This window comes from Niallia sp. Man26 (assembly GCF_022049065.2).
In the GTDB taxonomy this organism is placed as follows: domain Bacteria; phylum Bacillota; class Bacilli; order Bacillales; family Cytobacillaceae; genus Niallia.
In genome coordinates, this window is the sequence record NZ_CP095743.1 from 1,326,554 (window position 1) to 1,341,316 (window position 14,763).

The window sequence follows — 14,763 nt, forward strand, 5'->3', positions numbered from 1 at the left end:
TGGATGCGGGTTTCAAACGTAACCGTTCGTAAGCGGTTGACGATTGCTTTAATTGTAGGCATTGCTATTTTTTTTATCATTGACTTGAGACTTGGGTATGTGCAATTTTTTCTTGGGGATGAATTGACAAGTAAAGCGAAAAGCTTATGGAGCAGACAAATTTCCTTTGAGCCGGAACGAGGCGAAATTGTTGACAGGAACGGTGTTGCATTAGCGACAAATATCAGTGCTCCAACCGTGTATGTTGTTCCGCGGCAATTAAAGGACCCAGCAGATGCTGCTGAAAAGCTTGCGGCAGTCCTAGAAGCGGACAAGGAGAAGATATATAAAGAGTTAATTCAAAAAGAAATGAGTGTCAGATTGCCTGAGGGCAGAAAGATTTCTCACGAAAAGGCAAAAAAGGTAAGAGCGTTAGATATTGACGGTGTGTATATAGGCGAGGATTCTAAAAGGTCTTATCCTTACGGAAACTACTTGTCACATGTTTTAGGATTTGCAGGGATAGATAATCAAGGCTTAATAGGTCTTGAACTGGAATATGATGATGAATTAAAAGGCTCGAAGGGGTCTGTGCAATATTATTCTGATGCTAAAGGGCAGAGGATGAATGATATGGCAGATGATTACGAAGCCCCTGTTAACGGAAACGACTTGAAGCTGACAATTGACACGAGAGTGCAGACAATTATAGAGCGGGAGCTGGATATCGCCGAACAGACTTACAACCCAGACAGCATAATCGCCATTGCGATGAATCCGAATACAGGTGAAATTATGGGGATGTCAAGCAGACCTGGCTTTGACCCGGCAGATTTCCGTAATGTTTCATCAGAGGTTTTTAACCGAAACTTGCCGATTTGGAGCGCATATGAGCCGGGATCGACATTCAAAATTATTACCCTTGCTGCAGCCTTAGAAGAAGGCAAGGTAGACTTGGAAAAAGACACATTTACAGACCCAGGTTATGCTGATGTCGATGGAACGAAGCTGAAATGCTGGAAGCGCGGCGGGCACGGTGCACAAACCTTTTTAGAAGTTGTCCAAAACTCCTGTAACCCTGGATTTGTATCGTTAGGGCAAGAGCTGGGTAAGGATACTTTGTTTAAATATATTCGCAGCTTCGGATTTGGCGAAAAAACCGGAATTGATCTTCAGGGAGAATCGAAAGGTATCCTTTTTAACTTAGATAGGGTCGGACCTGTTGAGCTTGCGACAACTGCCTTTGGACAAGGTGTTGCTGTAACGCCTATCCAGCAGGTGACAGCATTATCAGCAGCCATCAATGGTGGCACATTGTACACGCCATATGTGGCAAGCGAGCTGATTGACCCAAACACAGGTGAAGTCATTATGAAGAAGGAGCCAGTTGCAAAAAGGAAGGTAATATCCGAAGATACTTCGAAAAAAATCAGGGAAGCGCTGGAAAGCGTCGTTGCCCAAGGCTCAGGGGGGAAAGCCTTTGTAGATGGGTACCGTGTCGGCGGGAAGACAGGAACAGCCCAAAAAGCTTCTGGCGGAAAATATTTAGAGAATAACTTTATTGTTTCCTTTATCGGTTTCGCACCAGCAGACGATCCTGAGCTTGTCGTGTATGTGGCGGTCGATAATCCGAAAGGTACAGTCCAATTTGGTGGAGTAGTAGCAGCTCCGATTGTAGGAAGCATCATGGGTGACAGCCTTCGCGCGCTTGGAGTGAAGGAAAGGAAGGATCAGCTGGAAAAAGAATATAAATATCCAGAAAATCCTTTAATCGAAGTTCCAGATTTAGTAGGCCTGACGAAAAAAGAAATCAGTGAAGTTTTCCTTAACCTCAAGATTGAGCCGAGCGGAAGCGGAGACACTGTTATCAAGCAGTCGCCAGAGCCGGGAACAAAGGTAAAAGACGGCTCAACCATTCGTTTATACTATAATAATTAACCACACCTTTTAAGATAAAGGCGGCACAATCGCCGCCTTTATTTTTCATTATTACGGAGAAAAAACCGAACACGATGGCACAATTCCTTTTTATCATGTAAAATATAAACGCTAAGAAAAAATGCATTTTCTAACATTGGTCATGCATTTGATATAATATTAGTATTTATGAATAAAATGAGTACATATGGATTTATTAGAAAAGAGGATTTGAATCATGCAGTTAAAACAATTATTAAAAAGCTTAGGGCCATATGCTTTATATAATGGAACAGATGCAGAAATCACTTCAATTGAAAATGATAACCGCAAAGTGGGTCAAGGCAGCTTGTTCATCTGCATCAAAGGATTTACTGTCGATGGACATGATTTTGCTCATAAGGCTTATGAGGCAGGTGCCGCTGCTATCCTTGCAGAAAGAGAATTAGCGGAAGACTTTGACATACCGGTCATTATTGTAAAGGACACGAAAAGGGCGAGCAGCATTCTTGCTGACGCGTTCTATGGTCATCCAACACAAAAGCTAAAGCTTATCGGCATAACAGGAACAAATGGCAAAACAACAACAAGCCATCTGATTGAGACAATCCTGCAAAAGGCTAATAGACGTACAGGTATCATTGGAACAATGTATACAAAAATAGACAATGAAATTCAGGAAACAAAAAACACTACACCAGAAGCAGTAACTTTACAAAAGATTTTTCATCAAATGACAGAAAAACAGGTGGATACTGCCGTGATGGAAGTTTCTTCCCATGCCTTATATGAAGGCAGGGTGTTTGGCTGCGATTATGATGTGGCAGTGTTTACGAACTTGTCACAGGATCATCTAGATTTCCATGGCACGATGGATGAATACAGAAGAGCAAAAGGCTTGTTATTCACAAGGCTGGGCAATGTTTATTCAACGGAACATCCGAAATATGCTGTTTTGAACAAGGATGATGCTGCAAGTGAAGAATATGAAAAACTGACAGCAGCAATTGTCGTTACGTATGGAATTGACAAAGATGCAGACATCATGGCGAAGGATATACATATCGATGCAGGTGGAACGAAGTTTGAATTAATAACACCTGCAGGAAGCTATGCCGTTTCCCTGCAAATGGTCGGCAAATTTAGTGTATATAATGCTTTAGCGAGTATTGCAGCAGCGTTTGTGAGCGGCATTCCAATGGAAACGGCTATTTCCGCCCTTGAATCAGTAAAGGGTGTGTCAGGCAGATTTGAGACAGTTGATGCAGGTCAGGATTTTTCTGTTATCGTCGACTATTCTCATACACCAGACAGTCTTGAAAATGCCCTTGTAACCATTAAAGAGTTTGCAAAAGGTGATATTCATGTTGTTGTCGGCTGCGGCGGTGACAGAGATAAAACGAAGCGTCCTTTAATGGCAGAGATAGCGTGCAGATATGCCGACCATGCTATATTTACAAGCGACAACCCAAGAAGCGAGGACCCGCTTGAGATATTGAAAGACATGGTTTCAGGCGTTCCTGGCAAGGAATATAACGTCATTGCCGACAGAAAAGAAGCTATTGATCATGCGGTTAAGACTGCAAAAGCAAATGATGTTATTTTAATTGCAGGTAAAGGGCATGAAACGTATCAGCAAATAGGAGCACAAACTTTTGACTTTGATGACCGCCTTGTAGCGAAAGAGGCGATATTAGGAGTGAAAAAATGACACTGTCCTATAAAACTATTCTGCAGGCAATTCCTGATGCGAAAGGATACGCAAATGAAGAGATAAACTTTTTGACGGTTTCTTTTTTCAGTGATGAACAGCAGACTAAAGGACTGTTTGCGCCCTTGTATGGCAAAGAGTCCGGGGATTTGTCCACAGCAATTGCAAATGGTGCAATAGGAGCAATATGGGACAAAGAAGAAGAAATACCATCCTATACACCAAATCATTTTCCAATATTCTATACAAATGATATAAAGAAAGGCTTATACAAAATGATCGAACTATATGAACAAAACTTAAATGGACAACAACAAGCTAAATTTATTTATGCAAAAGACAAAAGCGCGAAGGCCTTGGAAACATACGACGGAGCTGTAATCAAAAATGTGCTTGGCGCTGTGAAAGGAGGGGAATGAACATGATGGAGAAAGTTATCTTTTTTACAATAATATTAGGGTTTTTAATAACGGTTCTTACTTCACCAGTTTTTATTCCCTTCTTGAGAAGGCTGAAATTCGGACAAAGCATTAGAGAGGAAGGCCCAAAATCCCATCAGAAGAAATCAGGGACGCCAACAATGGGCGGACTGATGATTTTATTATCTGTTGTCGTAACAACACTCGTAATGACTTATAAGTTTACAGAGCCGACTATGAAAACATACATGCTCCTTTTTGTTATGTTAGGATTCGGATTGCTTGGCTTCTTGGATGATTTTATTAAAGTTGTGATGAAAAGGAATTTAGGATTAACTTCCAGACAAAAGCTTTTAGGTCAAATTGTTATTTCCGTTATTTTCTATTTTGTGCTGATGCAAAATGATTTCTCAACAAGCATCAATATTCCGCTGATTGATAAATCATTTGATCTCGGTTGGTTTTATGTTGTATTCATCGTCTTCTGGCTTGTAGGTTTTTCAAATGCAATCAACCTTACAGACGGTTTAGACGGACTAGTGTCCGGAACCTCTGCCATAAGCTTTGGTGCGTTTGCGGTACTTGCATGGAGCCAGTCACAGTTTGAAATCAGCATTTTTTCTGTGGCAATTGTCGGTGCTGTTTTAGGCTTTTTAGTATTCAATGCCCATCCTGCGAAGGTATTTATGGGAGATACAGGTTCATTAGCTTTAGGAGGAGCAATTGCGGCAATCGCTATTTTAACGAAGCTGGAAATTTTGCTTATTCTAATCGGGGGAGTCTTTGTTATCGAAACATTGTCAGTTATCCTTCAAGTAATTTCCTTTAAGTCAACAGGAAGAAGGATTTTCCGAATGAGCCCGCTTCACCATCATTATGAGCTTGTAGGCTGGTCAGAATGGCGCGTTGTTGTGACATTCTGGAGTGTAGGATTGCTGTTTGCAGTATTAGGAATTTATATTGAGGTGTGGTTATAAAAATGAAACATATCACTGATTATCATCATAAAAAGGTACTTGTATTAGGTCTTGCGAAAAGTGGCGTTAGCGCTGCTTCTCTTTTGCATAAATTAGGGGCGTTTGTGACTGTGAACGACAGCAAGCCACTTGGAGAAAATCCTGAGGCGCAAGAATTGCTGGAGCAGGGGATTACGGTTATATGCGGCAGTCACCCTGTGGAGCTATTAGAGGAAGGATTTCAATTAATTGTGAAAAATCCTGGTATTCCATACTATAACCCAATGGTTGAAAGAGCTGTAGAAAAAGGGATTCCCATCATTACAGAAGTGGAGCTTGCTTATAAGGTTTCTGAGGCTCCTTTTCTTGCGATTACTGGTTCAAATGGCAAGACAACGACAACTACCCTATTGTTTGAGATGCTTGAGGCTGCCAGCAAAAAGCCACTGATTGCGGGGAATATTGGAACTGTTGCTGCAGATGTCGCACAAAAAGCAGAAGCTGACAATCAAATTGTTATTGAGCTTTCATCATTCCAGCTGATGGGGATTGATCAATTCAAGCCGAAAGTCGCGATTATTACGAATATTTATGATGCCCATCTGGATTACCATGGCACTAGGGATGAGTATGCAAAAGCGAAGGGTAATATTACAAACAACCAGGATGAGCATGATTACCTTATTGTCAATGTGGAGCAAGAAGTGGTAATGGATATTGCCCGCAGAAGCAAAGCAACCATCATTCCTTTTTCAACAGTAAAGCCCCTTGAATTCGGAGCATTTGTAAAAGATGGTTCTATTTACTTCCATGATGAAAAAGTGATTGAGGTTAAGGATATCGTATTGCCTGGCGCTCATAATTTGGAAAACATTTTGTCTGCCATTGCGGCAGCGAAGCTGACTGGTGTTGACAATAACAGCATTCACCGTGTATTGAGCTCATTCAAAGGGGTAAAACACAGATTGCAGTTCATTGATGAGATCCAAGGGAGACGCTTTTATAATGATTCAAAAGCAACGAATATCCTTGCGACGGAAAATGCGCTTGCAGCGTTTACGGCACCGACCATTCTTCTTGCTGGAGGCTTAGACAGAGGCAATGAGTTTGATGAGCTCATTCCGTCCCTTAAAAATGTCAAGGCGATGATTACGTTTGGCCAAACTGCTGAAAAACTGGAGCGAATTGCCAAAGAGGCAGGAATAAAAACTATCCAACGTGTCGATAATGTGGACAAAGCTGTACCGGCTGCTTTCCAGCTATCTGAGGAAGGCGATGTTATCCTTCTGTCACCAGCATGTGCAAGCTGGGATCAATACAAAACTTTTGAAGTCAGAGGAGACATTTTTATTGAAGCGGTGCATAAGCTTAAATAAGGGCTTGTTTACATCCATCGTTTCAAATTAGGAAAATGATGATTAAGGTGATTTTATCACCTTAAAAGGGATAGGAATGTCACCCTTCATTCTAAAGTCCGATGCAAGCCCTAATACTTGCAACTCGAGGTGTGGAAAAGGTGCCGACAAAAAAAACAACTCCCGACATATTCCTTATTATCATCACGTTTACATTACTGGCGATAGGACTGATCATGGTGTACAGTGCAAGTGCTGTATGGGCAGATTACAAGTTTGATGATTCTTTCTTCTTTGCAAAAAGACAGATGCTTTTTGCCGGAGTCGGGATTGTCGCCATGTTTTTCATCATGAATATCGACTATTGGACTTGGAGAACATGGGCGAAAATTATCGTTATTGTATGTTTTGTTCTGTTAGTATTTGTACTTATACCGGGAATTGGGAATGTCCGTAATGGATCGCGCAGCTGGATTGGAGTGGGAGCATTCTCCATTCAGCCATCAGAATTTATGAAGATGGCGATGATTGCTTTCCTTGCAAAATTTCTGTCAGAAAATCAGAAAAAGATTACTTCCTTTAAAAAGGGGCTTGTGCCAGCATTAGGCATTGTATTTTTAGCGTTTGGGATGATTATGCTTCAGCCTGATTTAGGGACAGGCACCGTCATGGTTGGGACAAGTGTTGTGATGATTTTTATCGCTGGTGCAAGAATACGGCATTTCGTGTTTCTCGGTTTGATTGGACTAGCCGGCTTTGTCGGACTGGTTGCCTCAGCGCCGTACCGGATTAAAAGGATAACTTCTTTCCTTGATCCGTGGTCAGACCCTCTTGGAAGCGGCTTTCAAATCATTCAGTCTTTATACGCGATAGGACCAGGAGGATTGTTTGGCCTAGGGCTTGGAGAAAGCAGACAAAAATTCTTTTACTTGCCAGAGCCGCAAACGGACTTTATTTTTGCGATTCTTTCAGAAGAGCTTGGATTCATTGGAGGCTCTTTGATCCTGCTGCTGTTTTCCTTACTGCTGTGGAGAGGCATTAGGATTGCCCTCGGAGCACAAGATTTGTTTGGAAGCTTGCTAGCTGTAGGAATTATCGCAATGGTTGCCATTCAAGTTATGATCAATATCGGAGTTGTAACAGGCTTAATGCCAGTTACTGGGATTACACTGCCGTTCTTAAGCTATGGCGGATCTTCCTTGACATTAATGCTTGTGGCAATAGGGGTTTTATTGAATGTGAGTCGCTATTCGAGATATTAAATAAAGAGAAGCAGCATTACACGGAGAGGATGGCTTAAAGCCTTCCTTTTTTTTATGCGTTCAGCAGGTAATTTTATTTAAAATCTTCATATAATTCACTAATATAAACAAATGATAACAATTATTTCACTACGAATGTAGGGAGAGGGGAGGGGAAGGGGGAGGATGCTCAAATAAAATGCTTGTTTGACAAGGGGTTATTAATGCAAGCCCCGCAAATGAAGCTCTTTTTATCCTTCAATAAATGTATTACAATTTGTTTTCAATTTTAGTAAATTACACGAATAGGTTTAAAATATAGTACAATAGGGAACATCTAGTTTTGGGCTTTAAGAAAATCCTCCAAAATATTCAAAGAAGATAGTTTCTGTTTTTCATAAATAAAGCTATAATAAAGAAGATTTGAAAATCGTAAATAAATGCTTAAATAAGCAGCTAGAACAAGTACGTGTTATGAGGTGGGAAAATGAAAATAGTGGTTAGCGGCGGTGGTACCGGAGGACATATTTATCCAGCACTTGCCTTAATCCGTGAAATACAAAAAGAAGTCAAGGATGTCGAGTTCTTATACATAGGAACAGAACAAGGGCTAGAGAGTAAACTAGTGCGCCGTGAAAATATTCCATTTAAAGCGATACATATAACTGGTTTTAAACGAAAGCTCTCACCTGAAAATGTGAAAACCGTTTGGAGATTTATTTCTGGTGTCAATAAATGCAAGAAAATCTTGAAAGAATTCCAAGCAGATGTGGTAATTGGAACAGGCGGTTATGTTTGCGGACCTGTAGTGTATGCTGCCGCAAAAATGGGGATTGCTACGATTATTCATGAACAGAACAGTGTGCCTGGATTGACTAATAAATTCTTGAGCAAGTATGTCGATAAAGTGGCAACATGCTTTGCCGAAGCAGAACAGTTTTTCCCGAAGGAAAAGGTTGTTCTAACAGGCAACCCTCGTGCATCGGAAGTATTAAACCAGGATGCAATTAAAGGAAAGCTTTCTGCCGGACTTAAACTTAATAGCCCAGCTGTGCTAATCTTTGGAGGCTCAAGAGGAGCGAGACCGATTAATGATGCGGTTATTGCTGCATTGCCTGAGTTTGGGAAGAAGGATTATCAGATCCTTTATGTAACGGGAGAAGTCCATTATGAATCAGTGAAGAAGGAAGTCGAAAAAGTCGGCAATCCGGAAAATGTGATTATCAAACCGTTTGTGCATAATATGCCAGAGGTGCTTGCAGGAATTGACCTGACAGTAGCAAGGGCAGGAGCTACAACATTGGCTGAGCTCACGTCCCTTGGAATTCCAAGCATTTTAATCCCAAGCCCTTACGTGACGAATAACCATCAAGAGAAAAACGCCCATTCACTTACTAATAACGGTGCAGCAAAACTATTGCTTGAACGTGAATTGACTGGTGATAGCCTGGTGAAAGACATCGATGATATTATGCTGCAGCCTGAAAAGTTGAAAAGCATGAAAGCTGCTTCATTGGAATTAGGGATTCCAGATGCTGCGATGAGACTTTTCAATGTTATGAAGGATGTCACAAAATAATCAGTTGGGTGGGAAAAGTTTTCCGTTTCCCATCCAGACTTTTCTTCAATTAATGTAATCAGGATGCTATAATCAAACATTAGAAGAGTTAAGTCTATTATATTTGTAATAGACAAGCTTTATCACCTTGAAAGTCATGAAAAAAGTTTCAAAACAAGACATTTTCTGCTTTAAATAAAACAGATATATTCCGATATATATTAAGTGATTATGAAACGGCAGCTTACATACTGTTGCTTGTTTGTTAGAGGTGGTTATTTGGATAAAGGGAAGATTGTTTCCATTGAAGATAGAATTCCTAAATTGAAACAGCAGCGAAAAAAGAAAGCAAACAAACGCCTCATATTTCTGCTCATGCTATTTTTTCTCCTCATTGGATGCATTATTTACTTTCAGTCACCATTAAGCAATGTGAAAGAAACAATCGTGACAGGAAACATCTTGTATACGGAAGGGGAGATAGAGGAAATCAGCGGAATCAGCTCTTCGACAAATATTTGGACTATAAAAAAGGACAAGATTGAAGAAAAACTGAATGCACTGCCTGAAATCAAGTCATCCTCTGTTTCTTTAAAGCTTCCAAACAAAGTGAATATTGAAGTGGAAGAATATAAACGGATTGCTTACATGGTAAGCGGCAATAAGTATATTCCCATTCTGGAAAGCGGAACTGAATTAGAGGGAAGAAGCTCTGAATCAACACCGTATGATGCTCCGCTCATTATGGATTTTGATAATGACAAAGCGCTGGAGAAAACAGTCAAGGAGCTGAAAAAACTCCCAGCTGGTGTTTACAATGCTATCTCTGAGATCCATTACACACCGAAAAAAACGGATTCATACCATATTAATGTATTTATGAATGATGGATTTGAAGTGGCAGCCTCTTTAAGCACTTTTGCAGAGAAGATGGAACACTATCCATCGATTATCAGCCAATTGAATCCAAAGAAAAAGGGCGTTATTGACTTAGAAGTCGGCTCTTATTTCAAGGAGTATGGATCATCAGAAGGAGAGGGAAATAGTGAAGAATAAACGAAAGGGGAGCCACGTAATCTTTTCTTTTGTTTTTCTTGTACTAGGGTTCATTGTTGCCTTTGCCTTCCAAATGGCCAATGCTGAAGACGGTCCGAAAAGTTTGAGTGACAGCCAGTTTGATCGGGATCTTGCATTGCGAAATGAGCTGATCGAACAAGAAGAAAGAAATAATGAGCTTTATAAAGAGCTCGAACAAGTTCAAAAGGATCTGTCCGATTACGAAAAAGAGCTCTCCACAAAAGCGGATGCCTATTACAATCTTGCTGAAGATGCCAATAATTACCGCATGTATTTAGGCAAGGTTGGCGTTGTGGGACAAGGAGTGCAGGTTACTCTAGAAGATGGGAATTATGATCCGAATGATGATAATGTTAATAATTATCTTGTTCATGAACATCATATCTTTGAAGTGGTGAATGAGCTTTATGTTTCAGGCGCAGCAGCCGTTAGCATTAACGGCCAGCGCTTAAGCCATGATTCTTATATTCTATGTAATGGACCTGTGATTGAAATTGACGGAAATCAGTATCCTGCTCCATTTGTGATTACTGCCATTGGAGACAGTGAAGTAATGGAAGGTGCATTAAACATTAAAGGCGGAGTGAAGGATACATTGGTGAATGAAAACATCAAATTCACACTCGAAAAGAAAGAGACCATTACAATGGAGGCACTTAGAACAAATTAGGTGAAAAGAGATGTGCTGCCGAATATTTATTATGGAAGTATGGTGAAGGCATGAACAAAAAACTTTTCACTATGACAATAATCTTGCTAGTAATCGGGTTTATGCTTGCCGTTCAATTCCAAACAGTCAAAAAGCCGAAGGTGAGAGACACAAGGGATACTTGGGAGTTAAAGCAAGCCCTTCTCAAGGAAAAAGAAACGGAGCTTAAGCTGTTAAGCGATATTCGTGCAAACAGCCAAAAAGTCGACGAGTATAAAAGCGACAGCTCACAGACGAAAGAAGAGCTCCTTCAAGAGACAATTGCTGAGCTGAAAGATGATATTGGTCTTACAGAAAAAGCTGGATATGGAATCGTTATTTCCATTCAGCCTGTCAGCTCAGATTTGCTGATGGGTGATGAGCAAGGCGCCATTACAGCCGATCTTTTGAAACGGCTCATTAATGAGTTGAATTTGTACGGCGCAAAGGAAATAGCCATTGACGAACATCGTTACATTAATACTTCTGTCATTAGGGATATTAATGGGGAGACAAAGATGAACGGTTATTCTGTCAACAAATTTCCTTTGACGATAAAAGTGATTGCTGCAGATAAAAACAGTGCCGAGCAGCTGTATAATCGCATGAAGGTTTCACAATCAGCGGATGATTTCTTTATGGACAATCTGTTGCTGGATGTTAAAAAGCCGCAGCAAACAATAACCATTCCAGCATATGAAGACAATATCCGGATTCGGTATATGAAGCCTGCAGGAGATGAAGAAGGAGGCGGTGCTTAATGTGGCTGCCTATATTTGGCCTTATTATCGGCATATCACTTGGTCTTATGACAGATATTACAGTCCCGGATGAATATGCCAACTATTTGTCAATTGCAGTACTAGCAGCACTCGATACGCTGTTTGGCGGCATCAGGGCGCATTTGCAGAACATATATGATGAAAAGGTGTTTGTATCAGGTTTTTTCTTTAATATTCTCCTTGCTGCAAGTTTAGCTTTTCTCGGTGTTCATCTTGGTGTAGACTTATACTTAGCTGCCATATTTGCCTTCGGTGTAAGGCTGTTTCAAAATATCGCAGTCATTAGAAGAATCATCTTGACAAAGTGGGAAAATAAACGAGAAAAAACTGAAAAAAATCAATCATAAAAAAGGGAATATATTAGTTTTGGCGAATTATTTAATAAATAATATATTAATAGGGAATTTTATTCATTAAAATTTAACATTCGCTAAATAAGCAGGATAGCTGTTGTTCACTTATTTTTAAAAAGCAAAAGGAGGTGCCCGAGAATGAACAGCAATGAATTTTATGTAAGTCTAGACATCGGTACATCCAGCGTGAAAGTAATCATCGGCGAAATGATTAATGAGTCCTTAAACATTATTGGAGTAGGCATCGTACCTTCTGAAGGGTTGAGGAAGGGTTCTATTGTCGATATAGATGAAACCGTTCATTCCATACGAAGAGCTATTGAACAGGCGGAAAGAATGATTGGTGTAGAAATTAAACAAGTTATTGTTGGCGTTTCGGGAAATCATGTAAGCTTGCAGCCCTCACATGGAGTAGTGGCAGTTTCAAGTGAAAATCGTGAAATAACAATAGAAGATGTAATGAGAGTAAAGGATGCAGCACAAGTTGTTTCCATTCCGCCTGAGAGGGAGATAATCGACATTATCCCAAAGCAGTTTATCGTGGATGGTCTTGATGAAATTACAGATCCTCGCGGGATGATAGGCGTCCGCCTTGAAATGGAAGGAATCATTATAACAGGCAGCAAGACAATATTACATAATACGCTTCGCTGCGTGGAAAAAGCAGGCCTTGAGATTGTTGATATTACATTGCAGCCTCTTGCCGCTGGTTCCTTCGCGCTGTCAAAGGATGAAAAAAATCTTGGAGTGGCACTGCTTGATATTGGAGGCGGGTCTACTACAATCGCTGTTTTTGAAAATGGCTTCTTGAAAAAAACAAGCGTCTTGCCAATCGGAGGAGATCATATAACAAAAGATCTGTCCATTGGCTTGCGAACAACAACCGAAGATGCAGAAAAAATCAAAGTGAAATATGGCTATGCCTATTACAATCACGCATCAGAGGAAGAAGTATTCAGCGTTCCGATTATCGGAAGTGACCAGCATCAGCAGTTCAACCAACTGGAAATTGCCGATATTATTGAAGCAAGATTGGAAGAAATGTTTGATTTAGTGATGGACGAGCTAGAAAGACTAGGTGTGTATGATCTTCCAGGCGGTTTCGTACTTTCTGGAGGAGTCGCCGGAACAAAAGGCATTTTGGAATTGGCCCAGGAAGTTTTCCAAAATCGGGTCCGCATCGCGATACCTGATTATATTGGTGTAAGGGAAGCTCAATATACAACTGCTGTCGGCTTGATTAAATTCTCATACAAGAACAACAAGCTGCAAGGCGGCAGTATTCAACAGGCTGAGCCTGTTGCAGTTGGGGAACCAAAGGAAAAAAGAGCACCAAAACAGGCTCCACCAAAAGCTTCATACGAAAAACAGCCTGTCGAAAAAGGACCTTCCAAGCTAAAGAAATTTATGGGATACTTTTTCGATTAAAAGATAAAAAACATAAGAACTATTAAAATGGTATGTTTACTCCATATCACCAAGATTTGAGACGCGGACAGTTCGATACTGCTGAATATCGACGAATTAGGAGGATTTGTCATGTTAGAATTTGATACAAATATAGATTCATTAGCTGTAATAAAAGTTATTGGTGTCGGTGGCGGCGGGAACAATGCTGTCAATCGAATGATTGAACATGGTGTTCAAGGAGTAGAGTTTATTGCAGTAAATACGGACGCACAAGCGTTAAACTTATCAAAAGCTGAAGTGAAAATGCAAATCGGCGGCAAACTGACAAGAGGTTTGGGTGCCGGTGCTAACCCTGAAGTGGGTAAAAAAGCTGCAGAGGAAAGCAAAGAACAAATCGAAGAGGCTCTAAAAGGAGCTGATATGGTATTTGTTACTGCAGGTATGGGAGGCGGAACAGGTACTGGTGCAGCACCTGTTATCGCACAAATCGCAAAAGACATCGGCGCATTAACAGTTGGTGTTGTAACAAGACCGTTCACATTTGAAGGCAGAAAGCGTTCAACACATGCAGCAAGCGGTATCTCTGCTCTTAAAGAAGCTGTAGATACTTTGATTGTCATCCCGAATGACCGCTTGCTTGAAATTGTGGATAAGAGCACTCCGATGCTTGAAGCATTCAGAGAAGCAGATAATGTACTCCGTCAAGGTGTACAAGGTATCTCTGACCTTATTGCAACACCAGGGTTAATCAACCTTGACTTCGCTGATGTGAAAACAATCATGGTTAACAAAGGATCTGCATTGATGGGAATCGGTGTTGCATCAGGAGAAAATCGCGCGGCAGAAGCAGCGAAAAAGGCAATTTCATCACCGTTGCTTGAAACATCTATCGATGGAGCGCAAGGTGTGTTAATGAACATTACGGGCGGATCTAACTTAAGCCTATATGAAGTTCAGGAAGCAGCTGACATTGTCGCTTCTGCATCTGACCAAGATGTTAACATGATCTTCGGTTCTGTTATTAACGAAAACTTAAAAGACGAAATTGTCGTAACAGTAATTGCAACTGGATTTAACCAAGATGCGATTCAAGTATCTGCTTCAAGGCCATCTTTAAATAGCATGAAGCCTTCAAGCAACCCTAGCAGCTCACGTGAAGTGAAACGCGAGGAAAATCCAAACAGTGCAAAAGAGCCTGTACGCGGAAACTCAATCCAAACAGGTGAAGATACATTGGATATACCAACATTCTTACGTAACAGAAATCGCAGAAGATAAAAAAAAGCGGGATAATTTCCCGCTTTTTTTTTTATGCTT

General features: G+C 40.6%; 13 protein-coding genes. All 13 read left to right on the top strand.

What is annotated here, in order from left to right:
• Nucleotides 1–3 precede the first annotated feature (3 nt).
• The 13 genes from L8T27_RS06620 (at nucleotide 4) to ftsZ (ending at nucleotide 14,724) form a co-directional block, all read left to right on the top strand.
• The gene (locus L8T27_RS06620; RefSeq protein WP_237941162.1) at nucleotides 4–1,917 is read left to right on the top strand and encodes a stage V sporulation protein D; all 1,914 of its coding nucleotides are present in this window, start codon (nucleotides 4–6) and stop codon (nucleotides 1,915–1,917) included.
• 217 nt (nucleotides 1,918–2,134) lie between these two features.
• Complete coding sequence (locus L8T27_RS06625) at nucleotides 2,135–3,607, top strand: UDP-N-acetylmuramoyl-L-alanyl-D-glutamate--2,6-diaminopimelate ligase (RefSeq protein WP_237941163.1); 1,473 nt, start codon at nucleotides 2,135–2,137, stop codon at nucleotides 3,605–3,607.
• Entirely contained in the window at nucleotides 3,604–4,026 is a 423-nt protein-coding gene (locus tag L8T27_RS06630) for a hypothetical protein (RefSeq protein ID WP_233314501.1), read from the top strand. Before L8T27_RS06625 ends, L8T27_RS06630 begins: the two co-directional genes overlap by 4 nt.
• Before the next feature lie 2 nt (nucleotides 4,027–4,028).
• Nucleotides 4,029–5,003 carry a phospho-N-acetylmuramoyl-pentapeptide-transferase gene (gene mraY / locus L8T27_RS06635; protein WP_233314500.1) on the top strand — a complete coding sequence of 325 codons (975 nt, stop codon included), beginning with the start codon at nucleotides 4,029–4,031 and terminating at the stop codon, nucleotides 5,001–5,003.
• Nucleotides 5,004–5,005: 2 nt separating this feature from the next.
• Nucleotides 5,006–6,358, top strand: coding sequence for a UDP-N-acetylmuramoyl-L-alanine--D-glutamate ligase (gene murD / locus L8T27_RS06640; RefSeq protein ID WP_237941164.1), 1,353 nt, complete (start codon nucleotides 5,006–5,008; stop codon nucleotides 6,356–6,358).
• A gap of 140 nt (nucleotides 6,359–6,498) precedes the next feature.
• Nucleotides 6,499–7,599 (top strand): stage V sporulation protein E, encoded by a 1,101-nt coding sequence (gene spoVE, locus L8T27_RS06645; RefSeq protein ID WP_233314498.1) that lies wholly within the window; start codon nucleotides 6,499–6,501, stop codon nucleotides 7,597–7,599.
• A gap of 466 nt (nucleotides 7,600–8,065) precedes the next feature.
• Nucleotides 8,066–9,157 (top strand): undecaprenyldiphospho-muramoylpentapeptide beta-N-acetylglucosaminyltransferase, encoded by a 1,092-nt coding sequence (gene murG / locus L8T27_RS06650; RefSeq protein WP_233314496.1) that lies wholly within the window; start codon nucleotides 8,066–8,068, stop codon nucleotides 9,155–9,157.
• A 258-nt stretch (nucleotides 9,158–9,415) separates the two neighbouring features.
• Nucleotides 9,416–10,192, top strand: a complete 777-nt coding sequence (locus tag L8T27_RS06655; RefSeq protein WP_237941165.1) for a cell division protein FtsQ/DivIB — start codon at nucleotides 9,416–9,418, stop codon at nucleotides 10,190–10,192.
• Nucleotides 10,182–10,883 (top strand): DUF881 domain-containing protein, encoded by a 702-nt coding sequence (locus L8T27_RS06660; protein WP_233314494.1) that lies wholly within the window; start codon nucleotides 10,182–10,184, stop codon nucleotides 10,881–10,883. The genes L8T27_RS06655 and L8T27_RS06660 overlap by 11 nt, the downstream gene beginning before the upstream one ends.
• A 50-nt stretch (nucleotides 10,884–10,933) precedes the next feature.
• Nucleotides 10,934–11,662 carry a DUF881 domain-containing protein gene (locus L8T27_RS06665; RefSeq protein ID WP_237941166.1) on the top strand — a complete coding sequence of 243 codons (729 nt, stop codon included), beginning with the start codon at nucleotides 10,934–10,936 and terminating at the stop codon, nucleotides 11,660–11,662.
• Nucleotides 11,662–12,030 carry a small basic family protein gene (locus L8T27_RS06670; RefSeq protein ID WP_233314492.1) on the top strand — a complete coding sequence of 123 codons (369 nt, stop codon included), beginning with the start codon at nucleotides 11,662–11,664 and terminating at the stop codon, nucleotides 12,028–12,030. Before L8T27_RS06665 ends, L8T27_RS06670 begins: the two co-directional genes overlap by 1 nt.
• A 144-nt stretch (nucleotides 12,031–12,174) precedes the next feature.
• Nucleotides 12,175–13,464, top strand: a complete 1,290-nt coding sequence (gene ftsA / locus L8T27_RS06675; protein WP_233314490.1) for a cell division protein FtsA — start codon at nucleotides 12,175–12,177, stop codon at nucleotides 13,462–13,464.
• A gap of 111 nt (nucleotides 13,465–13,575) precedes the next feature.
• Nucleotides 13,576–14,724: a cell division protein FtsZ gene (ftsZ, locus tag L8T27_RS06680; protein ID WP_233314489.1), complete on the top strand. Its 1,149-nt coding sequence runs from the start codon at nucleotides 13,576–13,578 to the stop codon at nucleotides 14,722–14,724.
• The last annotated feature ends 39 nt before the right edge of the window (nucleotides 14,725–14,763 follow it).

Excerpts from the sequence above, each read along its gene's own strand:
- L8T27_RS06625 (WP_237941163.1), top strand. The coding sequence starts at position 2,135 with ATGCAGTTAAAACAATTATTAAAAAGCTTAGGGCCATATGCTTTATAT.
- L8T27_RS06630 (WP_233314501.1), top strand. The coding sequence starts at position 3,604 with ATGACACTGTCCTATAAAACTATTCTGCAGGCAATTCCTGATGCGAAA.
- L8T27_RS06670 (WP_233314492.1), top strand. The coding sequence starts at position 11,662 with ATGTGGCTGCCTATATTTGGCCTTATTATCGGCATATCACTTGGTCTT.
- ftsA (WP_233314490.1), top strand. The coding sequence starts at position 12,175 with ATGAACAGCAATGAATTTTATGTAAGTCTAGACATCGGTACATCCAGC.
- ftsZ (WP_233314489.1), top strand. The coding sequence starts at position 13,576 with ATGTTAGAATTTGATACAAATATAGATTCATTAGCTGTAATAAAAGTT.
- mraY (WP_233314500.1), top strand. The coding sequence starts at position 4,029 with ATGATGGAGAAAGTTATCTTTTTTACAATAATATTAGGGTTTTTAATA.
- murD (WP_237941164.1), top strand. The coding sequence starts at position 5,006 with ATGAAACATATCACTGATTATCATCATAAAAAGGTACTTGTATTAGGT.
- L8T27_RS06620 (WP_237941162.1), top strand. The coding sequence starts at position 4 with ATGCGGGTTTCAAACGTAACCGTTCGTAAGCGGTTGACGATTGCTTTA.
- murG (WP_233314496.1), top strand. The coding sequence starts at position 8,066 with ATGAAAATAGTGGTTAGCGGCGGTGGTACCGGAGGACATATTTATCCA.
- L8T27_RS06665 (WP_237941166.1), top strand. The coding sequence starts at position 10,934 with ATGAACAAAAAACTTTTCACTATGACAATAATCTTGCTAGTAATCGGG.